The sequence below is a fragment of the Nonomuraea helvata genome (assembly GCF_039535785.1).
Lineage (GTDB): Bacteria > Actinomycetota > Actinomycetes > Streptosporangiales > Streptosporangiaceae > Nonomuraea > Nonomuraea helvata.
In genome coordinates, this window is sequence record NZ_BAAAXV010000001.1 from 3,143,961 (window position 1) to 3,168,412 (window position 24,452).

25 protein-coding genes and 1 pseudogene are annotated in these 24,452 nt (G+C 70.1%); 11 read left to right on the plus strand and 15 right to left on the minus strand.

The window, feature by feature from the left end:
* Positions 1 to 48 precede the first annotated feature (48 nt).
* The gene (locus ABD830_RS14600) at positions 49 to 699 is read right to left on the minus strand and encodes an RNA polymerase sigma factor (RefSeq protein ID WP_344987337.1); all 651 of its coding nucleotides are present in this window, start codon (positions 697 to 699) and stop codon (positions 49 to 51) included.
* Positions 700 to 817: 118 nt separating this feature from the next.
* Entirely contained in the window at positions 818 to 1,660 is an 843-nt protein-coding gene (locus ABD830_RS14605; RefSeq protein WP_344987338.1) for an alpha/beta fold hydrolase, read from the minus strand.
* Positions 1,661 to 1,755: 95 nt separating this feature from the next.
* Between ABD830_RS14605 and ABD830_RS14610 the strand changes: the two genes are divergently transcribed.
* Positions 1,756 to 3,579 carry a sensor histidine kinase gene (locus ABD830_RS14610; protein WP_344987339.1) on the plus strand — a complete coding sequence of 608 codons (1,824 nt, stop codon included), beginning with the start codon at positions 1,756 to 1,758 and terminating at the stop codon, positions 3,577 to 3,579.
* Here the strand turns inward: ABD830_RS14610 and ABD830_RS14615 are convergent.
* Positions 3,505 to 4,110 carry a response regulator transcription factor gene (locus ABD830_RS14615; RefSeq protein ID WP_344987340.1) on the minus strand — a complete coding sequence of 202 codons (606 nt, stop codon included), beginning with the start codon at positions 4,108 to 4,110 and terminating at the stop codon, positions 3,505 to 3,507. The two genes, ABD830_RS14610 and ABD830_RS14615, sit on opposite strands and share 75 nt — an antisense overlap.
* Positions 4,111 to 4,263: 153 nt before the next feature.
* Between ABD830_RS14615 and ABD830_RS14620 the strand changes: the two are divergent.
* Both ABD830_RS14620 and ABD830_RS14625 read left to right on the plus strand, forming a co-directional pair.
* Positions 4,264 to 5,214: pseudogene (locus ABD830_RS14620) on the plus strand (MFS transporter); the annotation flags it as partial.
* A 23-nt stretch (positions 5,215 to 5,237) separates the two neighbouring features.
* Positions 5,238 to 5,600 carry a nuclear transport factor 2 family protein gene (locus tag ABD830_RS14625; protein ID WP_344987341.1) on the plus strand — a complete coding sequence of 121 codons (363 nt, stop codon included), beginning with the start codon at positions 5,238 to 5,240 and terminating at the stop codon, positions 5,598 to 5,600.
* 165 nt (positions 5,601 to 5,765) lie between these two features.
* Here ABD830_RS14625 and ABD830_RS14630 read toward each other — a convergent pair whose 3' ends face one another.
* Positions 5,766 to 7,151: an RNA-guided endonuclease InsQ/TnpB family protein gene (locus tag ABD830_RS14630; RefSeq protein WP_344987342.1), complete on the minus strand. Its 1,386-nt coding sequence runs from the start codon at positions 7,149 to 7,151 to the stop codon at positions 5,766 to 5,768.
* A 29-nt stretch (positions 7,152 to 7,180) separates the two neighbouring features.
* On the opposite strand from ABD830_RS14630, the gene ABD830_RS14635 reads away from it, so the two are divergent.
* Positions 7,181 to 7,654, plus strand: a complete 474-nt coding sequence (locus ABD830_RS14635) for a MarR family transcriptional regulator (RefSeq protein ID WP_344987343.1) — start codon at positions 7,181 to 7,183, stop codon at positions 7,652 to 7,654.
* A 23-nt stretch (positions 7,655 to 7,677) separates the two neighbouring features.
* Here ABD830_RS14635 and ABD830_RS14640 read toward each other — a convergent pair whose 3' ends face one another.
* Together ABD830_RS14640 and ABD830_RS14645 are read right to left on the minus strand one after the other, a co-directional pair.
* Positions 7,678 to 8,739, minus strand: a complete 1,062-nt coding sequence (locus tag ABD830_RS14640) for a Glu/Leu/Phe/Val dehydrogenase dimerization domain-containing protein (RefSeq protein ID WP_344987344.1) — start codon at positions 8,737 to 8,739, stop codon at positions 7,678 to 7,680.
* A 293-nt stretch (positions 8,740 to 9,032) separates the two neighbouring features.
* Entirely contained in the window at positions 9,033 to 9,782 is a 750-nt protein-coding gene (locus ABD830_RS14645) for a hypothetical protein (RefSeq protein WP_344987345.1), read from the minus strand.
* A gap of 193 nt (positions 9,783 to 9,975) precedes the next feature.
* On the opposite strand from ABD830_RS14645, the gene ABD830_RS14650 reads away from it, so the two are divergent.
* Positions 9,976 to 10,263 carry an alpha/beta hydrolase gene (locus tag ABD830_RS14650; protein WP_344987346.1) on the plus strand — a complete coding sequence of 96 codons (288 nt, stop codon included), beginning with the start codon at positions 9,976 to 9,978 and terminating at the stop codon, positions 10,261 to 10,263.
* A gap of 14 nt (positions 10,264 to 10,277) precedes the next feature.
* On the opposite strand, the gene ABD830_RS14655 is transcribed toward ABD830_RS14650, so the two are convergent.
* Both ABD830_RS14655 and ABD830_RS14660 read right to left on the minus strand, forming a co-directional pair.
* On the minus strand, positions 10,278 to 10,601 hold the full coding sequence (locus tag ABD830_RS14655) for a hypothetical protein (RefSeq protein WP_344987347.1): 324 nt from the start codon (positions 10,599 to 10,601) through the stop codon (positions 10,278 to 10,280).
* Positions 10,602 to 10,810: 209 nt separating this feature from the next.
* Complete coding sequence (locus tag ABD830_RS14660) at positions 10,811 to 11,755, minus strand: DMT family transporter (RefSeq protein ID WP_344987348.1); 945 nt, start codon at positions 11,753 to 11,755, stop codon at positions 10,811 to 10,813.
* A gap of 150 nt (positions 11,756 to 11,905) precedes the next feature.
* On the opposite strand from ABD830_RS14660, the gene ABD830_RS14665 reads away from it, so the two are divergent.
* Together ABD830_RS14665 and ABD830_RS14670 are read left to right on the plus strand one after the other, a co-directional pair.
* Entirely contained in the window at positions 11,906 to 12,406 is a 501-nt protein-coding gene (locus ABD830_RS14665) for a SigE family RNA polymerase sigma factor (protein ID WP_344987349.1), read from the plus strand.
* Complete coding sequence (locus ABD830_RS14670) at positions 12,403 to 13,518, plus strand: hypothetical protein (protein WP_344987350.1); 1,116 nt, start codon at positions 12,403 to 12,405, stop codon at positions 13,516 to 13,518. The genes ABD830_RS14665 and ABD830_RS14670 overlap by 4 nt, the downstream gene beginning before the upstream one ends.
* Positions 13,519 to 13,534: 16 nt before the next feature.
* Here ABD830_RS14670 and ABD830_RS14675 read toward each other — a convergent pair whose 3' ends face one another.
* Entirely contained in the window at positions 13,535 to 14,431 is an 897-nt protein-coding gene (locus ABD830_RS14675; protein ID WP_344987351.1) for a LysR family transcriptional regulator, read from the minus strand.
* 191 nt (positions 14,432 to 14,622) lie between these two features.
* Here ABD830_RS14675 and ABD830_RS14680 point away from each other — a divergent pair, with 191 nt between their 5' ends.
* From ABD830_RS14680 to ABD830_RS14695, 4 genes are all read left to right on the plus strand, one after another.
* Complete coding sequence (locus tag ABD830_RS14680) at positions 14,623 to 15,987, plus strand: erythromycin esterase family protein (RefSeq protein ID WP_344987352.1); 1,365 nt, start codon at positions 14,623 to 14,625, stop codon at positions 15,985 to 15,987.
* A 28-nt stretch (positions 15,988 to 16,015) separates the two neighbouring features.
* Positions 16,016 to 16,672 carry a TetR family transcriptional regulator gene (locus ABD830_RS14685; protein ID WP_344987353.1) on the plus strand — a complete coding sequence of 219 codons (657 nt, stop codon included), beginning with the start codon at positions 16,016 to 16,018 and terminating at the stop codon, positions 16,670 to 16,672.
* A 100-nt stretch (positions 16,673 to 16,772) separates the two neighbouring features.
* On the plus strand, positions 16,773 to 18,074 hold the full coding sequence (locus ABD830_RS14690) for an MFS transporter (protein WP_344987354.1): 1,302 nt from the start codon (positions 16,773 to 16,775) through the stop codon (positions 18,072 to 18,074).
* On the plus strand, positions 18,071 to 18,847 hold the full coding sequence (locus tag ABD830_RS14695; protein ID WP_344987355.1) for an N-acyl homoserine lactonase family protein: 777 nt from the start codon (positions 18,071 to 18,073) through the stop codon (positions 18,845 to 18,847). The genes ABD830_RS14690 and ABD830_RS14695 overlap by 4 nt, the downstream gene beginning before the upstream one ends.
* A 27-nt stretch (positions 18,848 to 18,874) precedes the next feature.
* On the opposite strand, the gene ABD830_RS14700 is transcribed toward ABD830_RS14695, so the two are convergent.
* From ABD830_RS14700 to ABD830_RS14725, 6 genes are all read right to left on the minus strand, one after another.
* Positions 18,875 to 19,309 carry a GNAT family N-acetyltransferase gene (locus tag ABD830_RS14700; RefSeq protein ID WP_344987356.1) on the minus strand — a complete coding sequence of 145 codons (435 nt, stop codon included), beginning with the start codon at positions 19,307 to 19,309 and terminating at the stop codon, positions 18,875 to 18,877.
* Complete coding sequence (locus ABD830_RS14705) at positions 19,306 to 19,959, minus strand: DUF998 domain-containing protein (RefSeq protein WP_344987357.1); 654 nt, start codon at positions 19,957 to 19,959, stop codon at positions 19,306 to 19,308. The genes ABD830_RS14700 and ABD830_RS14705 overlap by 4 nt, the downstream gene beginning before the upstream one ends.
* A gap of 129 nt (positions 19,960 to 20,088) precedes the next feature.
* A complete protein-coding gene (locus ABD830_RS14710; protein WP_344987358.1) occupies positions 20,089 to 21,150 on the minus strand; it encodes a hypothetical protein in 1,062 nt (353 codons plus the stop codon).
* Positions 21,151 to 21,202: 52 nt separating this feature from the next.
* Positions 21,203 to 21,742, minus strand: coding sequence for a DUF4262 domain-containing protein (locus ABD830_RS14715; RefSeq protein WP_344987359.1), 540 nt, complete (start codon positions 21,740 to 21,742; stop codon positions 21,203 to 21,205).
* A 258-nt stretch (positions 21,743 to 22,000) separates the two neighbouring features.
* Positions 22,001 to 23,224, minus strand: a complete 1,224-nt coding sequence (locus ABD830_RS14720; protein WP_344987360.1) for an NAD(P)/FAD-dependent oxidoreductase — start codon at positions 23,222 to 23,224, stop codon at positions 22,001 to 22,003.
* Between the two features lie 94 nt (positions 23,225 to 23,318).
* Entirely contained in the window at positions 23,319 to 24,263 is a 945-nt protein-coding gene (locus ABD830_RS14725) for an RNA polymerase sigma-70 factor (protein ID WP_344987361.1), read from the minus strand.
* Positions 24,264 to 24,452: the final 189 nt, after the last annotated feature.

The following is a 24,452-nucleotide window of genomic DNA, read 5'->3' on the forward strand; positions in this document are numbered from 1 at the left end:
CCGCTTCACTAATTGTGCCGCCACCTTAGCCGGAAGGAGCCTGCGAGCTTATTCCGGCTGCTTCACCGACTCGAAGTAGTCGGCGAGCCAGCCCCGCACGGCCGTGCGGGCGCGATGCAGCAGCACCCGCTGGTTGGCCGCCGAGATCTCCAGGATCTCGCACACCTCCTCCGAAGTGCATCCCTCCACGTCACGCAGGGTGATCACGGTGCGCTGCCGAGGCGGCAGCCTGGCCAGCCCCTCGGCGATCAGCCCACGAACCTCCGAGGCGAGCGCCTCGCTCTCGGGCGTCGGCCACGCCTCGGCGAACGCCTTCCATGGCACCCCGTCGAGATCTCTGCCCGCCGCCCTGTCCTGCTCGAAGGAGCTCCACGGCAGCGTGCGGCTCTCGCGGACGCCCCGCTTCTTCGCGGTGTTGACCAGGATGCGATAGATCCACGTCTTGACCGACGAGCGGCTCTCGAAGGCGTCGATCCCGCCGATCACCGCCAGCCACGTGTCCTGGACGACCTCCTCCGCGGAGTGGTCGGTGGACACGTAGGACCTGGCCACCCGCAGCATGCCCCCGGACCAGGTGTCGAGCAGCGCCGCGAACATCGCCTCGTCCCCGGCGCGCAGGGCCGTGACGACGACGTCGTCAGGGGGCAGCTCACCGCCCGCGACAGACCCCACGATCGCCCCCTCCGGTCGAACGCTCATGGCCTCGGAACCGAGCCTCGGCCCCCATGCCTGGGACTAACCCGCTCCACGCTAATCATTCCCACTGACGTTCTTCCGTCCCGGCGGTGTCCTAGCGCTGAAGACACCGCCGGGAAAATCAGGGAGCGCCGAGAACTTCGATCAGCTGCTTGGCGAAATCGTCAGGAGCGTCCGTGAAACCGCTGTGCGCACCCGGGAACTCGACCAGCTCGGTCCCGAGCCGCTCGGCCAGCACGGCGGCGGGCCGGTACGGCAGATGCCCCCTGGTCTCACGCCCGGCCGCGAGGACCAGCCGGTCGGAGACCTGGCCGAGAGCGGCCAGGTCAGGCACGTAGGAGGTGAACTGCCGCAACTCGTGCTCCATCATGATCGGAGCGTTGTCCATCAGCCTCGTGATCATCTCGGCGGCGCGAGGCGGCAACGAGGCAGGGTCCGGCATGGCCTTCATGGTGCCGCCGATGCCCGCCACGAACCGGGCGGACGCGGCCGCGAGCCCTTGCGTGCGGAAGAGCTCGTACACCTCCTCGACGAAGGCCAGCTGCGCGGCGGCGTCGGGCAGCAGGGCGAAGCACGGCGGCTCGTGGGCGACCAGGCGACGCACCCGGGAAGGATGCCGGGCGAGCAGGTCAAGACCGACGATGGCGCCGCTGCTGCCACCGAAGAGGTAGGCGGGCCGGTCGGGGCTCACCACGTCGAGCAACCGGCGGGCGTCGTCGCTCTGCACGTCCACCCGCTGGTCCACGGGGACCGGGCTGTCCAGGCGGCTGCGCGAGTACCCGCGCGGGTCGAGGGTGACGAGGGTGAAGTGCTCGGCGAGCGGGCCGGCCACCACGTCGAAGACGGCCGCGTCACCGCCACCGCCCGGCAGCATGAGGAGCACCGGGCCGCCGCCGCTGACCTCGTAATAGAGGCGGGCACCGGATACGGACAGCATGGTCATGATCATCCTTTCGTCGTTCACCGGATGTGTTCCTAGGTACTCTAGCTTAATTCCTAGGCATCCTAGGAAAGCCGGGTGGGCTAGTCTCGCGGTCGTGGAGTGGCTCGGGAGCACGCGTGGCCGCCGAAGCTGAAGATCTCCCGCCCAGGGTGGCGCGCTGGATGATGTGGGCGGCGCTCGCCCTCCTCATCCTCGTCCGGCTGGTGTCCGGGGTCTCCGAGGGTGTCCCGTGGACGCACCTGCTGATCACGGCGGCCCCGTACCCGGCGATCGTCGTGATCCTGGCGCGACCCCACCACGGCGCGCGGGCCCGCTTCGGGCTGCTGGCCGCCGTGGCCGTGCTCTACGCGCTGCCGTTCCTCCTCGTCGGGACGGAGTGGTCCTGGCTGCCGTGGCCGCTCGCCGTGGCGGTGCTCTGCCTGCTGCCCGGCCGGGCCGCCTGGCCGCTGTTCGGCCTGATCGTGCTCGCCGCGGGGGCGGGGGTCTGGCTCTCCGGCGACGGGCCGTTACGGGCTCTGCAGCCGGCGACGGCCACGGCCACCGACGGGCTGATCCTGTTCAGCCTGTACGCCCTGAGCGACACGATCAGCAGGCTGCACGCCACCCGGGAGGGGTTGGCCAGGCTGGCGGCGGCACGCGAGCGCTCACGCCTCGGCGGCGAGCTCCGCGAGACCGTGGGCCGCCGGCTCCGGGTCATCGCGGACCGCCTGGAGCAGGGCGACGTCCGTGACGCGGTGGAGATCGCCAGACGCACGCTGGCCGACATCCGGGCCACGGCCGGCGAGTACCGCACGGCCGAGTCCGAGAAGGCGCGGCCGGTCGAGTCGCCGAGGCTCCCCGCCCTTGTCCTGCTCGCCGTCCTCGTCATCCAGTCGGTCAAGGTGCTGGCGTCGGGCATGCACAACTACGGCGATCCGCTGCTGCTGATCCTCGGCGTCCCGCTGGTGTCCGCCATGATCACCCTGCAGATGGCCCAGCTGAGGCGGCCCACCCGCGCCAAACTGGCCCTGATCGCCCTGACGATCGTGCCTGTCGCCCTGCCCGCGAGCTACCTCGCCCCATCGCTGTGCACGTTCATGTCCTTGTGGGGGTTCTGCACCGGCGCTGTGCTGGCTGGGGTGCGGCCGCCGCGCTCGTGGGCTCTGGCCCTGCTGCTGTTCGCGGGATACTGCTCGCTCTTCTTCTACCCGCCGCCGGTGCCGTCCGTCCCGGGGATTCTCGCCGACACGGTCTCCCACGTCATCCTGGCCTGGCTGGTCTACAGCCTGACCCGCCTGGCCGGCCTGGTGGTGCTGCTCAAGCGGGCCCAGCACGACCTCGCACGGGCCGCGGCCGCCGCCGAACGCGTACGCATCGCGCGCGACCTGCATGACGTGCTCGGCTTCACCCTGTCGGCCGTGGCGCTCAGGGGCGAGCTCGCCATGCAGGAGCCCGAGCGCGCGGAGACCGAGCAGGCCTCCCTCGCCACCCTCGTCCGGCAGGCGCTGGCCGAGTTCCGCTCGATCACCGGCGGCCGGGTCCGGCTGCGGCCGCGCGACGAGATCGCCGCGGCCCGCCAGATGCTGGAGACCGCGGGGATCCGGGCCGACATCACCGTCGACGAGGGCCCGCTCCCCGACGCCCTCGCCGCGGTCGTGCGCGAGAGCGTCACCAACGTGCTGCGCCACAGCACGGCACGCTTCTGCGCCATCACCGTCACGGTGTCCGGCGACGCCGTACGGCTGCGCGTCGTCAACGACGGCGTCGCCACGCCGGGTCGGCTCGACGGCGGGTCGGGCCTGGCGGGGCTGGCCGAGCGCGCGGGAGGGCGGCTGAGCGCCGGTCACCTGCCAGACGGCAGGTTCGAGGTCGTCGCGGAGTTCCGGTCAGATCCAGCCTGCCTCGGAGGCGATGCGGATGGCGTCGATCCTGTTCCGCGCGCCCAGCTTGGTGACGGCTGAGGTCAGGTAGTTGCGCACCGTCCCGTAGGTGAGGAAAAGCCGCTCGGCGATCTCCAGCGGCTGGGCGCCGGTCGCCGACAGCCGGAGCACCTCGGTCTCCCGCTGGGTGAGCGGGCTCTCCGGCGCCCGCAGGGCGGTCATGGCCAGGGCCGGATCCACCACCTTCCCTCCGGCGGCGACCGTACGGATGGCTGCGACGAGCTCGTCGGGCCTGATGTCCTTGGGGACGAACCCGGCAACCTGCGCATTCAACGCACGGCGCAGCTCGCCCGGCCTGCTCAAGGCGGTCAGGATCAGCACCCGGCACTCAGGCAGCCGCTCGCCCAGCTCGGCGGCGGCTGCGATGCCGTCCATCCCGGGCAGGTCGATGTCGATCACGGCGACGTCGGGCCGGTGGAGCTCCGCCGCGGCCACGATCTCCAGGCCGCTCGCGACCTGGGCCACCACGTCGATGCCGTCGTCGAGGCGGAGCAGCCCCACCAGCGCCTCGCGCAGCAGAACCATGTCCTCCGCGATGAGAACTCGGACCACGCCACCCCTTCATGTGCGAAATGCAGACCGGGTCGGTGACTACGGCACTGTGCCGGGTCTGACCTGCTACGCGAGCATTCTTGCCCATCCGGCATTCAAGGAGGAAGGAGGGTGCCGTGCGGATGACCTCCTCAACCCCGGCGCTGCTCGCGCAAGCGGGCCCTGCTGCTCGGACTCGGCCTGATGATCGTCGGCGGTCTCGTCGGAGCGCTCGCGCCGGGCTTCGCCGCGCTGACGGTGGCCCGGGTGGTGGCCGGGCTGGGCGCAGCCGTCTTCGGCCCGGCCGCGTCCACAGCGGGATCCATGATCGTCCCGGCGGAGCACCGGCCCCGCGCCCTGGCCACGGTGTTCGCGGGGATGACCGCGGCCACCGTGCTCGGCGTGCCGCTGTCGGCGTCAGTGGGCGATGCGATCGGCTGGCGCTGGACGTTCGCGGGTGTGGCGGTGCTCACCGCGTGCTCGGCGGGTCTGATCGCGCTGTTCCTGCCGTCCCTCGAGCCGGGGCCCGCGCCCACCGCACGGGTCTTCGCCGAGGTGCTGCGCGCCCCCGGAACGCTGCCCATGGTGACGACCACGCTGCTGGTGCTGGCGGCCCAGTTCATCGTGTACGGCGTGGCGGGCGCGTACCTCCAGGCCCGCTTCGCCGCTCCGCAGTCCGTGATCTCGCTGGTCCTGCTGGCCTTCGGCGTCGTGGGCATCATCGGCAACGCGGCCGCCGCCAGGATCTACGGGCGGCTCGGCGGCGCGCGGACGATCGCCGTCCCGCTGGCCGGCCTGGCGATCGGGTTCGTGGCACTGACCGCGGCTCCCCCATCGATCCCCGTCGCAGTGGCAGTGTTCGCGTTCTGGGCGTTCTTCAACGGGCTCTTCATGGCGCCGCAGCAGGCCCGGCTGGTCGAACTGCTGCCCGAGCAGCGCGGCATGCTGCTGGCCGCGAACGCCTCCGCGCTCTACCTCGGTATGAGCCTGGGCAGCCTGCTCGGCAGCCGCCTGCTGCCCTCGCTCGGCGCCGGGCCGCTGCCGGCCCTGGCCCTGCTCCCCCTCGCCCTCGCGACGGCCGCGCACGTCGCCTCCACCCGTACTCCGGCACTCGTCCGTAACTGAACCCGCAACCGAAAGGAAGAATGATGTCCACGTTGATCCGTGACTACGTCGAGCTCGTCTGGAACCAGGGCCGCACCGACCTGGCCGGCCGGTTCCTCACCGAGGACCTCGTCCAGCACAACCCGAACCTGCCCGACGGCCGCAAGCCCCTGGTGGACTTCATCGACGGTTTCCGCCGGCAACTGCCGCAGGCACGTTTCGAGATCCGCCGGCTCGCCGCCCAGGACGACCTGGTCTTCGTCCACAGCCTGTTCACCGCCGAGCCCGGGCACCGCGGCGTCGCCGTGGTGGACGTGTTCCGGCTGGCCGGCGGGCTCATCGCCGAGCACTGGGACCTGCGCGAGGACGTCCCCGAGACCACAGTGAGCGGCCACGCCATCGTCTGACGGCGGCGGGCTTCGTCCGCGGCTAGGGCGTCCAGCGCATGGCGAGGAGGAGGGTGTCGTCGCTGTGCAGCACCCTGCGGTGCATCACGCGGACGAGCGTCCCCGTCCTGCTGATGCGCAACGTTGACTTGCTCCCCGGCCTAAGTCCGAGGATTCCCGTGCCGCTCATGCGGCAGTTCGCGGCGCGTCACCCGCGCCGAGAACTGTGGTACGGGGTGCTTGACGCTTCACCGACCCGGTCGGGTCTCCACGCCCTGACACGACCAGCCCGGCCGCCTGTCTTCTGGCTTTGATGTTCTTGGCAGCGTTCACGTCGGCATGCTCGACATACCCGCAGGAAGTGCATCGGAAGGCCGCTTGGCTCTCGCGAGACTTGCGATCCACCCGCCCACAGGCCGAGTTCGAGCATGTTTGTGACGTGTACGCGGGATCGACAATGCGAATGTCGGTCCCGGTGTAGCGAGCCTTGGACCGCAACGCGGTCTCCAGCCCGTACCAGCCCTTATCCAAAATCGATCGGTTCAGTCCGGCCTTCGCCGCGCGCCCGTTGGCCAGGTACGCGCCCGGCGTGCCAGGGACGGGTTTCGGCGCGACCGACGCGGTCATCGCCCGGACGTTCAGCCTCTCCAGCGTGACCATCGCGTAGTCACGGGTGAGCCGATGCGCGGCCTGGGCATTGAAGTCCGCACGCCGCCACCGCACCCGCCGCATCAGATCCCCCATCGCCCGGACCACCTGCTTACGCCGGTTCGACCCCTTCTTCGAACGGGCGAGCCGCCGCTGCAGCCGCACATACCGCCTCGCCTCACCCGCCGTGAGGAACCCCGTATCGCCGAGATCACCGGGATCGTCGCCGGTAGCATCCGGCGGCGGCACCATGGACGACACACCGTTCACGCCGGCGTGACGGCGATCGAAGAACTCCCCGTCACTGGTGACCGCGCCGGTGACCACCCCCCGGTCCACCCCGGCATGCCGGCCAGGACGAGCATGTTCGCTCACCTCGGCAAGACCATCGTCCACCAGGAAGCTGATGAACCAGTGCGCGCCGTCGCGGGCCACGGTCGCCGACTTCACCTTCCCGCCCAAGGGGCGAGACAGGCGGAACTTCACCCACCCGAACTTCGGCAGGAACACCCGCCCCCACCTGCGGCTGACCCGCTCGACGGGAATCTGCTGGGCGGTAGGGAACCGAAACGACGGCCTCCACCTCGCCCGCACCTTCCACCGCACCTTCCACGTGCCGTGCTTGCGGCACGCCTCGTCCAGATCCTTCAGCGTCTGCTGGATGACCTGCGCGGGCGCCTCGGCCAACCAGGCACAGTCCGGGTCGTTCTTGGCCTCGGCGAGCTGGCGGCACTGCTCCGCGTAGCCGATGAACGCACCCCGGCGCCGATAGGCGCGGCGCTGCTCCAGCCCGGTGTTCCACACGCTGCGGCAGATCCCGCCCAGCCGTTCAGCGAACAGCCGCTGACCGAAGTCGAACTCCAACCGGTACCTCCGGCCCGCCAGCACGCGCAAAACACCTCCCCCAACAACCTCGAACGCCACACCAGTTCGAACATACTATCGCCTCGCCTATGAGTCAGGGGGCGGAATACCGGCGCGGCAGACATGTGGTCTCCGCGACGCATCTCCGTCTGGTCTTCGTCACCACATTCCGCAGAAACGTCTTCGATGAAGAGATGCTGTGCCAGCAGGAGACCATCAAGCTGGGCAGGCTGGCCGCCGCCCTGGGCGCGGTCCCCTCGTCCGCCAGCCGCCTCTGCGACCGCCTGGAGGCGGCCGGGCTGGTCAGGCGCTCGCACTGCGAGGAGGACAAGCGCGAGCTGACGCTCTCGCTCACGCCCTCGGGCCGCTCCCTGGTCGAGGAGCTGCAGCAGCGCAGGCGCGCGGACCTCGCGCGCGTGCTGAGCGAGATGCCGCCGGCCGGGCGCATCGCGCTGCTGCGCGGCCTGCAGGCCTTCGCCGGGGCCGCCGACAGCATCATGGAACGCCAGGCCGAGGAGCCCGAGGACGACTGGACGCGCATCGCCGCGCGCCTCCTCGCCTGAACGACCTGTATCACCCGGCACACTCATCGGGCAGGCTCGGGGGCCAGCGGCGGACCCTCAGGGAGGCCGGCGGGGTCGCACCAGCCGGCCAGGAACTCGTCCGCCGCGGCGCAGGAACCGGCGTACGGGCCGCCGGGATGCTCCAGCGCCGCGGCCGTCAGCCGGCTGATCCCCTCATCGACCAGGAGCCGCATCGACGCGGCGTCGGCCGCCCGCCCGGCCAGATCGGCGAGGTATCCGATGGTGGCGCCGGCGCCGCAGACGAAGTCCGCCAGCGGCACGACGCCCCGTTCCCGCAGCGTATGGAGCCCGGCCGGGGTGTAGGGGACGTTGGCCGCCGGAGCGACCACGCGGGCATGCACCGTGGCGGCGCGTCCGGCGTTCAGCGTCCCGGTTCTGGCGCCCGGCACCAGAACGTCCGCGACCGCCTCGTACAGGGACTCGGCCGGGAGCACGGGCAGCCCGAGCCGGGTGACGCAGGCGTCCCCGTGCTCGGCGCGCAGCTCCAGCAGCGTGGCCACGTCCAGCCCCGCCTCGTCCACCACGCAGCCGTGCACGGTGGACAGGGCGACGACGCGCGCCTGCCTGCGCGCCGCCTCCCGCACCACGGCGCTGCCCACCTTGCCGAACCCCTCGACGGCCAGCGTCCGCCCGGCCAGGCCGCCCAGCGCGGCGTCGGCGGCGGCGACCACGCCCAGACCGGTCACCACCGTGTCCACCAGCTCGCCGTCGGCTTCCTGATGCATGACCGAGTCCGTCCGGTAGTCGGGCAGCGTGGCGAAGTCCTGCGTCCTGGTGCCCAGGTCGGAGGAGGTGAGGAAGACGCCGCTCGTGACCAGCGGGGTGATCTCCCGGCAGTACCGTGCCACCGTCTCGGCCCGTTCCTCCGCCGTGGCCCGTAGCACGGCCTTGGCCCCGCCGATCCGCTCTCCGAGCACGGCGAACTTGTAGGTCATCGCCCGCGCCAGCAGCTCGGCCTCACGGCGGGTGACATCCGGGGCGAGGCGGGTTCCTCCCGCGCTCAACGGGCAGTCCAGATCGAAGGCGACGTACCCGTCGACGGAGGTCAGTTCCACGATCTTCATATGCTCTTCTTTACCCCTGGACGGCATCGAGGTCGATGAGGAATCGTGCTCCGGCGATCCGGCGACCGATCTCGCGCGCGAGGGTGGGCCGTCCTGCGGAGCGTCTCCGTCATCGGCATCGGCTAGGCCTGGGAACGCGGCCTGCCCGGCGGGCAGCCGACATGGGGGCTCGCGGGCCGGCCGGCGCCCGAGCGCGTTCCCGCACCCCGCTGATCAGGGTGCGTACGTGCCGCGACGCCATCACCGGCCCGATGCCGTCGCTCGCCGGTACATATCGGTGCCGGGACGGAAACTCATCGGACGGCTCGTGCTCCGGCGGTGTGGAGGTAGCCGGCCCCGGCGGCGAGCAGCGACGCTCCCCAGGCCAGGAAGACCAGGTAGGTCGCGGAGAATCCCCAGCTGCCGTCGAGGATCTCGGCGCCGCCGCCCGGCGCACACGTACGGGTGACGCCGAACGCCAGGCACGTCGTCATCATCGTTCCGTACTGGCCGACCAGCAGCCCGACCACCACCACCGGGACCACGGCGACGGCCCGGGGCACTGGCCGGCCTCCCGCCCACGGCACCCAGCCCGGCACCGTCTGCCCCCACCGGCTGATCAGCCCCAGCGTGAGCGCGGCCCCCGCGACGGGCCCGGCGACGAGCAGCCCCCAGAAGACCGCCGACCCGCCCAGATCCGCCAGGCCGGCACCGGACGCCACTCCCAACGGCACGCCCAGCCCCCACAACAGGTGCGGAACCGAGAAGCCCAGCACCGGCACGCCCGCCGCCACCCAGGTCACGGCCCGCACCCAGAGCGCGGGCCGGACCGTCCCGTCGGCCCGGCGCTCGGGCATGCGCGGGCGGCCGCGCTCGCCGTAGCGGAGAGCGGCCAGGGCGAGCAGCAGCCCGAGCGCGCACATCAGGACCTGCCGGACGAGCGCGGGGTCGTCCAGCTTGCCGAACGCCAGCCGCATGACCAGGTTGCCGGGCGCCACCAGCGCAAGGGCGGCCGCTCCTGTCCAACCGGCGGCCAGCAGCACCAGCCGTGCACGTGATCTCATGCCGGCCCACCGTAATGCCGGGCCTCTTCTGCGGGTTCGCTCCCGGAGGGGAGAAGCCTCCCCCGTGCCGGGGAGCTGTGGCGACGGAAGGGAGACCGGTGGACCAGTATCGATATGGGCACCGCTATCGGTTCGCGAGCGATAGCAATATCGGACGCCCCATGATCGGCTCTGGTCTCTTGGACGGCATGTTTTGGCGACCACGGCGTTCCTGCCGCTGGCGGGACACGCGAGCACGGAGTTCTGGGACATGACGACCGGCTGCCTGGGCCGGCCGATCCCGCCGACCAACCCGCAGCGCCCCCTGGACGTCGGCGGCGTCCCGCCGGTGCTGGTGGTCGGCAACACCCACGGCCCCGCCACTCTCCTGCGCTGGGCCCGCAGCCTGGCATCCCACATCCGAGGCCCCTGTGCGACCGGCCGTATCGACGACTATCTGGTCTCCGGCGCCCTTCCCCCGGCCGGAACCGTCTGTCGATAGCCAGGAGGCCTAGGTCACTGCTTGACGAGCTTCGTGCATTTCTCGGCGTCGGCCTCGGCCTCCTTGTCGTTCTGGCCCAGACCCTTGACCTCGTCCACCTTCTTGATTTTGCCGTCCATATAGGACTGCAGGTCGTCCTTGTCGCCGTACTTCATCGCCAGGTCGGCCATGCATTCCATGACGTTGGCGGGGAGCCCCTTGAAGTCCTCGTCAGCGCTCAGCTTGGTGACCAGACCGGCCTTGTCGACGCCGCCGCCTCCGCAGGCCGAGGCGGTCAGGGTCAGGCCGACCGCTGCGACGCCGACGACAACGAAACGGACAAACAGCGAGTAATTCATATTATCTTCCCTTTCAGGGGATCACATTGAACAATGCCCGGCATTCGAATGCCGGGCAGCCCGAGAAAAAGGGACGTTACTACGCCGTTCTTCCGTTCCTCTTCCGTTCATTGAGGCAAGCGGTGAATGCTGCGCTCTGGCCAACGCGGCCACCGCATGATCTTCAGTTCCATCACACTCGAATGATCACAACGGTGGCCGCCCGTCTTTCACCCCGACCCCGAGTCCGCGTCGTCCGTCTGGTTCGTCGCCGGTGCGCGGATGCCGGCCACGCACGCACCCGCCAGGATGAGCGCGCAACCGGCCAGCTGCGGCACGGTAGGCCTCTCTCCCAGCACCAACGCGCCCAGCGCCACAGATCCGACCGGCGTGAGCAGGAGCAGGATCGCCCCCAGGTAGCTGGGCAGCCGCGGCGACCAGACCGCCACCAGCAGCCATCCCAGCACCTGCCCGAACAGGGCCACCCCGGCCAGCCATCCCACCGTGGCCCACCCGGGAGCCCATTCGACCCCCTGCCACGCCACCCCCGCCGCCAGCGAGACGATCGCCGCCCAGACGGTCACCTCCAGATAGGACTGGACCGCCCGCCCCTCATGCCCGCTGCGCCGCAGCAGGAAGAGGAAGCCCGAGTAGCACACGGCGGCCAGCACCGCGTGAATCGTGCCCCACAGCGGATCGCTGCCTTGGGAGCCGCCGAACAACCCACCCGTCAGCACCACCCCCGCCACGACCACGGGCAGGATCAGCACGAACCGGCGGGTCACCTTCTCCCGGTCGATCATCAGCGCCAGCCGCGGCACGAGGATGACCTGCACGTTGACCAGCACTGTCGACAGGCCCGCGCCGACCTCGGCGATCGCCTGGGTCCACAGGAGCATGTCCCCGGCGAACAACGCCCCGGCCACCGCCGCCACGACGTGCTGCCCGCGCGCGGGAACGCCCTCACGGCGGCGCTCCGCGAGCGCCATCGGCACCAGGAACGGCAGCGCCAGCACGCACCGATAGAACGACGCCGTCCCGGGGGTGGTCCGAGCCAGGTCGATCAGCACCGACGACGCCGACACGCACAGCGCCCCGATGGCCACGGCCACCGCCGGATACCCGTCCAACCATCCCGTCGAGGACTGCAGAGTCTCCGTCAGACGAGAAGCCACGTCCGCTCACTCCCACTTCGAGATCATGGGTGAGGTGGACGGCTACCCCGCGAGCGGGACGGTACGCGTCACCATGCCCTGGCGCCGCGGTTCAACAGTTAGGGCCCCTCGCCCGGTCTATAGAGAGACGGACGAGGAAAGGTTTGGACATTGGAGGAAGACTCCCGCTTCGAGAGCTTCGTCGCGGATCGAGTCGATGCCTTGCTGCGCTACGGCTACGTGCTCAGCGGCAACGCGCATGATGCGGCCGACCTCACCCAGGAAGCGCTGATCCGATTGCATCGTGCCTGGCCACGCGTACAGCGGAAGGAGAATCCCGAAGCGTACACCCGTACGATCATGGCCAGGCTGCACATGAGCGCCTGGCGGCGGCGTCGGCGGGAGCACCTGATCTGGGACCTGCCGGACGGCGACCACTACGACCCGCTGCCCTCCGACGTGGAGCAACGGCTGTGGCGGGCGCTCGACGGGCTGCCGCGCAAGCAGCGCGCCGTGCTCGTCCTGCGGTACTACGAGGACCTGCCGGACGAGGAGATCGCCAAGGTGCTCGGCATCTCACGCGGAACCGTACGCAGCCACGCCTCTCTGGGCCTGAGCAGGCTCCGCTCGACTCTTCCTGAATTCGCGGCCGCCGAGGAGGGCCAGTCATGACCGACGACCTGGAGACGTACCTGCGCAGCACCCTCGGACACGCCTCCGATCACGCCCCGCACGCGCCCGCCGGGATCCACGGCCGGATCGTCGCCCGATCGCGGCGACGCCGGTTGCGCCTGCACGCCGTGGTCGCGGGCGTGGCCGCGGCAGCGATCGTCGTGCCGCTCACCATGATCCAGACCGGCGGTGACGTGAGCACCGGCACGATCGACCGCGAACGGCGTTACGAGCGGAACCTGGAGAAGCAGCCCCCGATCGGCGAGCGGCTGGTCACCGCCAACGCCTCCGAAGGCAGGCCGATCGAGCTCTGGTTCACCCGGGCGGCAGGCGGGGACGTTCGCTTCTGCGTGCACACGCTGAGCCGCGCGGGCGGAGGGAGCTCCTTCTGCGGCGATGACCCGGTGACCGGGCCCGCCTCTCTGGAGGGTTCCACGGCGTCCTGGCCGCCGCCGGATTCGGTGCTGTACTACGGCACCTCCGGCGACGAAGTGAGCGCGGTCGCGGCCGTGATCGGGCGGGGCGTCAAGCTGGATGGGAGGATCCAGCGTCCGGCCGGCGCTCCCCGGTCCATCTGGACGGTGACGGTCCCGTCCACGACCGAGGTGTCCGCCTTCGAGTTCACCGACGCCCGGGGCAAGGTGCTGACCTCGGTGAAGAACAAGCGCTTCACCGTGCCGGAGGCGACGGCCAAGCCCGTCGGCAAGGAGCTGAGGCTGGGCGGCCTGAGCGCCAATGTGTACGAGACTCCCGACAAGACGCTGGTCTGGAAGCTGGACGGCAAACCGGTCGGCATGCACCTCGTCCGGGAGAAGGATCTGATGACGGACCTGGGAGGCGACAAGTACCCGGTCGAGCTGAGAGAGCGGGACCACCGGTGGTTCGGCATCGCCAGTGCCGGGACCGCCGAAGTCCAGCTGGTCTTCGCCGACGGACGCACCGTCTCCGCCGCCGCACGCCGTGACCCCTGGGGCATCGGCTTCCGCCTGTTCGCCGGCACCCACGATCGGGACGGCGACATGTACCAGGAGGGATTCCAGATCGTCGGCTACGACGTCGCGGGAAAGGAGATCTGGCGCGAGCCGCACCCGTCTCAGAACACCGGCGGCTGACGGGCTCCCATCCTCTTCAGAAGCGGTTGTGCAGCGTGCCGAGGTCGGCGACGACCCGGGCGAAGGCCCGGATGAGGTCGTTCTCCATCTCCGTACGCCACACCAGGCCGAAGGCCAGCGGCGACAGGTCGGTGATGGGAAGCCAGCTGATGTCGGGACGGGCGAAGTAGCGCGGCATGTGCCCGGCCATGAGGTTGACGGTCTCCCCGACGCTGACGAGGTGGAAGAGCTCGTCGTTGTTCGTCACCAGCGGGCCCCGTTCGATCGTGTGGCCGCGCGAGGTGTGGAAGGGGACGAAGCTCTCCTCCCAGTAACGCGGAAAGGATCTGGGGAGCCCGGAGTGCCGGAAGTAGGAGATGTCCTCCAATGAGACCGACGGTCGTTCGGCCAGTTCGTGGTCGGCGGCGACGGCCAGCAGCCGAGGGTCCCGGAACACGGTCGGGCCGACCGTGAGATCGGGCTCCTCGACGGGCAGCCAGGTGAGCAGGATGTCGACCTCGCCGCGCCGCAGCCTGCCGAAGGGGTCGACGAAGGGGTTGTGGCGGAGCTGCAGGTCGCAGTGCGGGTGGTGGGTGCGGAAGGCCGCCCAGTAGGGACGCAGGTCGTGGCCGTTGGCCGGGATCAGGCCGATCCGGAGCTGGGCGGTCTTGCCCTGGGCGGCGATTTTCGCCCGTTGCACGCTGTCGTGCAGCCCTGCGTACAGGGGCCAGAGGTCATTGCGCAACTGTTCGCCGATCGGCGTCAGGCGTACCGTGCGGCTGGTCCGCTCGAACAGCAGGGCGCCGATCTGGCGTTCCTGCTTCTTGATGGCCTGAGTGACCCGGGCGGGGGTCAGGCGCAGCCGCTCGGCGGTGCGGCCGAAGTGCAGCTCGTCGGCCAGCGTCAGGAAGATCTCGATCTCGCGGAGCTCCATGACCCTCCCTCACGTTGCGAGCCTGCTGCCCACGCCGATCCTAGGTGCCGGACAGACCCGGATCATCGTGGCGCACGAGCATACGCCTGACACCCCGCGGGGGCGTTGTCAGCGGCCTGTCGCCAGGCCGTCAGCGCCTCCCGCGACTCTTTCCTCATCCACAACGTCACTCGTGCAGAGGAACATCGATCGTGAACCCCAAGATCTACGGCGGCGCTCTGGCGCTCGGCCTGGCCTTGACCGCCGCGACCACCTCCACCGCGGTCGCCGACACCGGCGACGCGGCAGTCGTGGCCGCGCTCAACAGCGCGGCCAAGCCTCTCGCCTCCACCTCGCCCGCGGCCGGCCTCCGCGACCTGGACGCGTTCGGCGCGATGGTCGCAGGGGCGCAGGTGGTCGGCGTGGGCGAGGCCACGCACAGCACCGCGGAGTTCTACACCCTCAACCACCGGCTGTTCCGCTCCCTGGTGACCGAGAAGGGCTTCACCACGTTCGCCCGGGAGCTCAGCTGGAGCACCGGTGTGCGGCTGAACGACTACGTCCTCAACGGCAAGGGCGACCCGCGCGAGATCATGCACGACGAGGTCAAGGGCCCGTACGACCTGTTCGACAACCGCGAGTTCCTCGACCTGCTCACGTGGATGCGCTCCTACAACGCCGCCCACGGCAAGAAGGTCCAGTTCATGGGCGCCGACCTGCTCTACCCGGGCGACGTCCTGTTCGACAAGGTCCTCGCCTACGTCAAGGAGCACCACGCCGATCTGCTGCCGGAGTTCACCAAGCTGTACGAGGGGCTGCGGCCCACCACCCCGAACGCCGGGGAGTACATGGGCATCGCGCTGTCCCAGCCGCTGGACAAGCGCCAGGACAACGCCCGGCGTGCCACCGAGGCCCTGAAACTGCTCCAGAAGCAGACCGCCGGGGACACCGGGGAGTACCGGTGGGCCGTGCAGCACGCCAGGGCCCTGTCGCAGACCTTCACCGACTTCGCCTTCGACCAGGCCACCGCCGAGGGACGCAAGCAGGCGCAGGTCTACCGCGACACCGCGCTGGCCGACAACCTCGTCTGGTGGAACCGGACGACCGGCCACAAGATCCAGATGTCCGGCCTGAACGCGCACATCAGCTACACGCCGATCGACACCATGTTCGTGCCCGCTCCCATGGGCGGCGTCCTGCGTGAACGCCTCGGCCGCCGCTTCGTCACCGTCGGCACCAGCTTCGACCAGGGCGGCTACAACTTCCTGATCGACAAGGGTGAGTGCCCGGCCGGGGCCGGCCCGGCCGAGCGGCCCCTGACCTGCAAGGGCTCCGTGCCGGCCGCCGGCGACGACTACAACGAGTACGTCCTGGACCAGGTCCGCTACAGCGACTTAATCCTCGACACCCGCACCGCGCCCGCGGCGGCCCGGACCTGGCTCGCGCAGAGCCGCCCCACCCGCCTGATCGGCGGCGGCTTCTGGTCACCCGAGCAGGCGACGAAGGTCGCCATCGGCAAGTCCTTCGACGTGCTGATCCACCTGCACAAGGTGAAGGCCGCCACGCTCCTGCCGTAGGCGTCAAGACGGTCATTAGGATGGGCGGATGACCTCACAACCCGCAGCCCCCGAGCGCCAGCGGGACGCCGACCGCACCAAGGCGGAGATCCTCGAGGTCGCCCAGCAGGAGTTCGCGCGCCACGGCTACGCGGGGGCGCGGGTCGACGAGATCGCCGCCCGGATGCGCACCACCAAGCGCATGATCTACTACTACTTCGGCAGCAAGGAACGCCTCTACATCGCGGTCCTCGAGAAGGCCTACGCCGAGGTCCGCGAGATGGAGCGGACGATCGAGGTGGAGCACCTCGCGCCGGTCGAGGCCATCCGCACCCTGGCCGAGCTCACCTTCGACCACCACGACCTGCACCGCGACTTCATCAAGCTGGTCGCCATCGAGAACATCCACCAGGCCGAGCACATCCGCAAGTCCGAGGCCCTCGCCGGCCTCGGCACGCCGGTGCTCGACCTCATCTCGCTCATCCTGGACGCGGGGCAGGACTCCGGCGACTTCGTGACCGAGGCCGACGCGATCGACGTGCACATGCTGATCAGCTCGTTCTGCTTCTTCCGGGTGGCCAACCAGCACACGTTCGGCGCGCTGTTCGGGCGCGACATGGCCGCGCCCGAGCACCGCGACCGGCTCCGCCGGATGGTGGGGGACGCGGTCGTGGCCTACCTGCGCGGCGCGGGCGCCGCTCGCTGATCTTCCAAGGGTAAGTGCAGCCGCCGGAAACACTCTTGTAATGTACGAACCAGTGAGTTAGTTTCCTCGCACTGCGCTTTTCCCTCGTGAGGAGCATATCGTGACGGTGCAGGGCAAACCTCGCAAAGCGGCCGTGGCCGCCTGGATCGGCAGCGCGCTGGAGTACTACGACTTCTTCATCTACGGCACCGCCGCCGCCCTGGTCTTCAGCAAGATCTTCTTCCCGTCCAGCTCGCCCGCCACGGGAACGCTCCTGGCCCTGGCCACCTTCGGCGTCGGCTACCTGGCCAGGCCGGTCGGCGCCTTCGTCCTCGGCCACGTGGGCGACAAGTTCGGCCGCAAGAAGGTCCTCGTCGCCACGCTGGTGATGATGGGCGCCTCGACGTTCCTGGTGGGCTGCCTGCCCACGTACCACGACATGGGCCTCCTCGCGCCCGTCCTGCTGGTCGTGCTGCGGCTGATGCAGGGCTTCTCGGTGTCCGGCGAGCAGGCGGGCGCCAACTCCATGACCCTGGAGCACGCCCCCGCGAACCGCCGGGCCTACTACACCAGCTTCACCCTCAACGGCACCCAGGCCGGGCAGATCATCGCCACCGCCATCTTCCTGCCGATCGCCGCGCTGCCCGAGGAGCAGCTGCTGAGCTGGGGCTGGCGGGTGCCGTTCTGGCTGAGCATCGTGGTGGCCGCGGTCGGGCTGGTCATCCGGCGCACGCTGGAGGAGACGCCCGCCTTCGAGCAGGAGGTCGCCACCAACACCGTGGCGCGGATGCCGCTGGCGGTGCTCTTCCGCGAGCAGTGGCGCGACGTGCTGCGGGTGGTCGTGGCGGCCGTCATCGCCTCAGTGAGCACGATCTTCACCGTCCACGCCCTGTCGTACGCCGTCAACACCATGGGGTTGGAACGCGGCCCGATGCTCTGGGTGGGCGTGCTGGCCAACGTCGCCGCACTGATCTCGATCCCGCTCTGGGGCTCGCTGTCGGACCGGATCGGCCGCAAGCCCGTCTTCGTCGGCGGCTCGCTCGGCTGCGCGGTGCTGATGTTCGCCTACCTCTGGTCGATCTCCATCGGCAACTACGCGCTGATCTTCATCGTGGGGATCCTGATGTTCGGCGTCGTGCACAGCGCCACCAGCGGCGTCTGGCCGTCCTTCTACGGCGAGATGTTCACCACCCGGGTCCGGCTGTCGGGCATGGCGATCGGCACCCAGATCGGCTTCGCCATCGCCGGCTTCGCGCCGACCGTGGCCACGGCGCTGGCGGGCACCGGCCCGGAGAGCTGGCTCGGCGTCTCGCTCATCACAGCCGCGCTGTGCCTGGTCAACGTGGCGGCCGTGGCGACGGCCCGGGAGACCTACCGGGTCCCGACCGAGGAACTCGGTCTTGATCGCAGGCTGGCGGTTTGAACGACTTCCGCGTCTACGCCATCCGCTACGCCGAGCGCGACGCCAGGCGCGGCGAGCACTTCCACGGCTACGAATCGCGCGGCGAGCGGCCCCATCCGACCTCGTACTATGTCTGGCTCGCGGTCAACGACGAACACACCGTCGTGATCGACACCGGCATCGGCCCTCAGCGTGCCGCCCTCGTGAAAGGGCTGGACTACCGCCGCTCGCCCGTGGACGCCGTGGCCGCGCTCGGGGTGCCCGCCGACGCGGTCGGGCACGTGGTGCTGACCCACCTGCACTACGACCACACCGGCACGGCCCACGAGTTCGGCTCCGCCCGGTACGTCGTGCAGCAGGCGGAGCTCGACTACTGGAGCGGCCCGTGGGCCGAGCGCATCACGCGGGAGCGCTGGCTGCTGAACGACGACGACCTCGCCCATCTGGTCCGGGCACGCAAGGAGGGCCGCGCGTCGGTCGTCGACGGCGACGCCTTCGTCGTACCGGGACTGAGCGTCCACCTGGTGGGCGGCCACACCGCCGGCATGCAGGTGGTCCGCGTCCGGACCGCGCGCGGCCACGTGGTGCTGGCCTCGGACGCGAGCCACTTCTACGAGAATATCGAGGACGACCGCCCGTTCCCGATCCTGCACAGCATGCCCGGCATGTACGGCGCCTTCGACCGGATCAGGGAGCTGGCCGACGGCCCGGAGCTCGTGGTCGCCGGCCACGATCCGCTGGTCCTGGAGCGGTTCCCGCTGCTGGAGCCCGACGTGGCGGTGATCGGCCCATGACGTGTCACCGGCCGGGGAAGACATGCGCTACGGATTCACGTAATGGTGCAGCAGAGCGGGCTCGCCGGCTGCGTTGATCCACTTGGCGCGGCTGCTGCCGACCCTGCGCCAGCCGGATCGCTCGTAGAGCGCGATGGCCGCCTTGCCCTCGGAGGAGACCTCCAGCTTCAGCGGCCCGCGCACAGCGGCGCGAACGGAGTCGAGCAGGTGAGCGGCCAGACTGCGCCCGCGTGCTGCCGGAGTCACGAACAGGCGGACGATCTCCGCGTCCCGGGTGATGCCCACGTGGCCGAGCACGGCGCCTGCCTCGGTCGCTATCCAGGCTGACGTCAGATCGGCGGGGGTCAGCCAGCCTCGAGGATCGTCCGGCCAGTCCACGGGATAGCGGTCGGCGGCATGGACCTGGGCGAGCGCCTCGACGCAGGCGTCCATGTCCTCGGGGGTTCTGAGGCGGACCTTCATGCGGGCAAGCGTAAGACTCTGAGCCGCGTCGAGAGGATCTGGGTGTTCAGTACGAGGATCCAGACGGCGTACGTCAAGAACAGGAAGCGTGGTGGCCAACCCTCCGGCGGTACGACGAAGGACACCAGCCAGTGCAGCACCAGCCCGGACAGCGGGAGCCAGGCCGTCCACCGCAGGACGGATGCCGCCCCGGTGACCGTGCGGGCCAGATCGCGGGTGATGAGCAGTGCCGCGAACGGCAGGAGGACAAGTGCGGCGAGCCCGGAGACGGCGTGCACGGTGCCGCGCGTCGTCAGGTGGGACAGCGGCGTGTCCACCGGATCGGCCACGAACACCCCAACCCCGATCGTGCCGATCACGCACGCGGCGAGGATGACGAGCCCGATCCGGCCTGACCAGCCTCTCACCAGCGGCCGGACCGCGACAAGGAGGCAGCCGTAGCTCAACGCCGCCATGAGGAACGCCAGCACCATCACCCAGCCGTGATGCCCGATCGCGTACTCGCTCACGGGCTTGTGGGTCGGGTCGACCTCCGGCTTGATGAAAATCGCCGCCAGCAGCAGTATCTGGTACGCGAGGATGGCCGCACTCGACAGTCTGGCTGTCACCACGGAGGACCGCGGCACGGTGGCGGAGGGGGTGACGGTCATTGTCTGCTCTCAGGTTCGAGGATTTCCACGGATCTTCGCCTGAGACGTCGGACCGGCCGCGCGCCAACGGACACCCCTCGTATGCCTGATTCCGCACCGCTGCGGGCGCGCGCCAGGGACGCCCGCCCGTCAGCCTGGCTCGGTCGGGGTGAAGGCAGGGTAGCGGGGCAGCTCGACGACCTCCCACTCCGCGGTGCTCTCCAGGCATGCCCGTACGGCCTCCCGCACCGCGGGGAACTCGTCCCCGCCCCGGTCGAGCTCGTCCAGCAGGCGACTCCACCGGTAGCGCAGGAGCTGGCGCCGGCTCGGCACCGGCGTCCGGGTGGAATGCATGGGCTCATCCCGCTCACGGGCCCGCGGCACGAGGACCCAGGTCATGAAAATCGTCCAGACGGCCACGGCCTGCCGAACCCCCGCCTCCCAGAGCTCGTCATCGGCCAGCTCGGGATGGACGACGAGCACCTCCTTGCGGTAGACGTCCTCGATCTCCGCTTCCACCCGGGGCGGGAGCCGGAACGCGCACCAGCACGTCGCGAACGGCATGCGTACGTAGGCCGCTTCAAGAAAGGCCGAGTGGTACCCGGCGCTCTCGAAGTCGAGCACCCGCAGCCCGTCCGCGGTCAGCAGGTTGTTGTCCGGGCAGATGTCACCCGGCGAGAACACCGGATACCGCTCGACGATCGCCTTCAGAGTCGTCAGCTCGCCGCCCAGCCCCGCGGGCACGACAGGCAACACCTCTCGGAGATCGCCCACTTCGGGGAAGGGACGCCGCCCTGCACCGTCTCCGGAGTAGGCCGCCCGCGAGCGTTCCCACTCATGCCGCCGCCCTGCGCCCGCCACGGCGATCCGCCCGTACGTACGCGCCCACGTGAGCAGCCCTTCCCGCGCCGCGTCCGCCGACTCCCCCAGCAGCACATCGGCCAGACTCGGACCGGCGCCGAGGTCGGACATCACGATGAGCGGGAAGGACGGGTCCACGGCCAGCAACCGGGGCCCGAGCCCACCACCGAGCGGCAACCCGGCCACTTCGGCCCCGAAGCCCGAAGCGTCCAGATACGCCTTGACCACCACCGTGCCACCGTCGCCGGTTTCACACCGCAGGACGTGGCTGCGCGAGCTTCCGCCCAGATCGACCGGCCGGCTGACCCGCTCACCCAAGACCGCCGAGGCCGCGGCCAAGATCTTCTCCACGCTCACGACCTTAAAGGTCCTGCGGCTCTGACGCGCCGACGCACCTGGTCGATCACAGGTCTTGGGTCCATACGCCGGGCGGGTGTTCGTCGGGGCTCGACCACAGGTGCGGCTGGTGCTCGCTGTAGCGATCGTCGCCGTCCGATTGCCACGGGAAGGTGCCGTCCGGGGCAGGCCAGACGACCTGCAGGAACGGGAAAGGTGGCCGCCGGTAGAACCCGATCGCCGTACCGAAGAAGGCTTCGTACCACCGATGGTCGACTGCCTTGAGCGCGACGGGGTACCCTTCGATGATGTCGCGCCACTCCTGATCGTCCTCCAGCACCAGGCCGGCGACCACCTTCTCGCCGAGGGCGTTGAGGCAGGCCTGCATGTCGTGGACGTCCAGGCCGAACATGGCCAGCTCCGGGGCGCGATGGTGGTGCCACAGCCCGATGGTGAAGGCCCAACCGGGTCCGAGCTCGTCTTGGGGGATCATCACGACCTGCCAGCCGTACTCCTGAACCTTCTCGATCGTCAGCTGAGTACGGCGGTCCAGATCACCAGGGTCGTCGCAGAGGACACAGTGGCATGCGGTGAGGTCGGCAGGCATGGGCGCGAGCGTACGGCATCCAGGCACCTGGACGCGGAGTATCAGGCGCCGGCAACGGCTGAACGGCGAGGAGCTGAGCCGGTGGCGGTCTGGGCGAGGAGCGCGCCGGCCATGCGCGTCCACACGGTCTCGATCGGCGTCAGGCCGGCGGTGATGCCCCGCATACTTCATTCCACACCACCTGCACCGTAACTACCGTCCAGCGGGTTTGGCACTGGCATGGCCGGCATATCTGCTGCAAAGGGATAACGCTGGCCTCTATGCCGCCTCCTTGACGGCCGTGCCCGCCGCGGCGCCCTCCCGCGTGACGCGGCGGCGGCGGGTCGGCAGCCCGAGCATCGGGTTGGCGACGCTCCAGGCGGCGCCCTTGCAGATCAGCTCCTTGTAGACGGCGGCGAACCGTCCGGTCAGGACCGCCTGCACGGCGCGGTCGTCGGCGGTGACGTACTGGATCAAGCCCTCATTGCGGCCCAGCGAGATGCACTGGTTGAAGTAGCGGATCGACGTGTTCGGGAGCTTCCCGCCGGTCAGGCGCGCCGCGATCGCGTCGGCGGCCTGCCACGCGGTCGGCACTCCCGAGGCGCACGACATCCGCAGCGGCTTGTCGCCTGGGCCCATCACCATGGCCGCGTCGCCGACGGCGTACACGTCCGGGTGCGAGACCGAGCGCATGGTCCCGTCGACCACGATCTGGCCGGTGCCGGTGACCTCCAGGGTGGTCGCCTGCGCGATCGGGTGGACCGCGAAGCCGGCGGTCCACACGGTGACCGCGGCCGGGATGGCCTTGCCGTCGGCGGTGGTGACGCGGTCGGCTTCGACGCCGGTGACGGCGGCGTGCTCGTGCACGGTGATCCCGAGCTTGCCGAACACCTTCCGCAGGTGCTCGCGGCCCTTGGGCGAGAGCCAGTCGCCGAGGCCGCCCGCGGCGGCGAGAGCGATGTGGAGGTCCGGGCGGGCCTCGGCGATCTCGGTCGCGGCCTCCACGCCGGTGAGGCCGCCGCCGACGACCAGCACGCTCTGCCCGGCGTCGAGGCGGGCCAGGCGCTCGCGCAGCCGGAGTGCTCCTGGGCGGCCGGCGATCTCATAGGCGTGCTCGGCGGCGCCGGGGACGTCCTGGGCGTTCCAGCCGCTGCCGAGGGCGTAGACGAGCGTGTCGTAGGCGAGTTCTTCCACACCGGACCCGGGCGCGATCGAACCGGCGCCGTTCGCGTTGATGACGGAGACGGTTTTGCGGTCGACGTCGACGCCGGTGACCTTGGCGAGCCTCAGTTCGATGCCGGTGCCCGCGAACATCTCGCTGAACGGCCGGGGCTTGAGGTCCTGGCCGGTCGCCAACTGGTGCATGCGGACGCGTTCGACGAAGTCGGGTTCGGCGTTGACGAGGGTGATGGTGACGTCCTCGCGGCGGAGCCGCTTGGCGAGGCGGCCGGCGGCGATGGCTCCGGTGTATCCGGCTCCGAGGACGATGATGCGGTGCTGCATTTCCTTGCCCCTGTCGTTGCGCGGGTTTGCCACTTGAACCGGGCAGCCCACCGTTTCCTGACAGGAACGCGATGTGAAGCACCTCACATAGCGATCAGAACGCGTTGAACAGGGGCTCCCCGTGGTCGGCGGCCGCCCAGCGCGCGGTCGCGCGGTCGAGCTTGTCGGGGTTGACCTGGCTGTGGAATGTGGCGATGCCCTCGGCGGTGACCTCCAGGCACATGACGCCGATGACCCGGCCGTTCACGACGGCCACGACGGCGGGTTCGCCGTTGGCGATCCAGGCGTAGAGCTCGGGCGGGCCGCCGAACATGGTGCGCTTGGCCTCGCCGGGTTTGAGCAGCCCCCGCAGGAACTTCGCGACCGCGACAGCGCCCTCGAACGCCTTGGCGCGGGCCGGGACCTTTCCGCCGCCGTCGCCGATGGCGATGGCGTCCTTGGTGAGCAGGCGTACGAGCGGCTCGGTCTGGCCGCTGGTGGCGGCCGCCAGGAACTCCTCGACGATCCGCCGGGCGGCGGCCTCGTCGATCTCGGTGCGGACCTTGCCGTCCGCGACGTGCTTCTTGGCGCGGTGGAAGATCTGCTGGCTGGCGGCCTCGCTGATGTCGAGGATCTCGGCGATCTCCCGGTGCGGGTAGTCGAAGGCCTCCCGCAGCACGTACACCGCCCGCTCGTTGGGGGCGAGGCGCTCCATGAGGGTGAGGACCGCGTACGAGACCGATTCGCGCTGCTCGGCGGTGTCGGCCGGGCCGAGCATCGGGTCCCCGGCGAGCAGCGGCTCGGGAAGCCATCGGCCCACGTAGGTCTCGCGGCGCGCCCGCGCGGAGGTGAGCTCGTTGAGGCAGAGGTTGGTGAGGACCTTCGTCAGCCAGGCCTCGGGGACCTCGATGCGGTCGACGTCGGTGGACTGCCAGCGCAGGAACGTCTCCTGCACGGCGTCCTCGGCCTCCGCGGCGGAGCCGAGGAGGCGGTAGGCGATGGCCTCCAGGCGCGGCCTGGACGCCTCGAACCGGTCGACGTCGTTCGCGGTCAACGGCATGGCCCGATGCTAGCCCGAGCGGCGGCGACGGCGTCCACGGCGTAGTGCCACCGGTCGCTCTGGTCGGCTGGAGACAGCCTATAACGGATATTTTTTCTCCATCCTGGCGCCCACCAAGGCGATACGGCGCTCTGCCTGTCAAGAAACCTCGTTGACGTGAAGAAATGGAGAAGAATAATTTCTTCATGG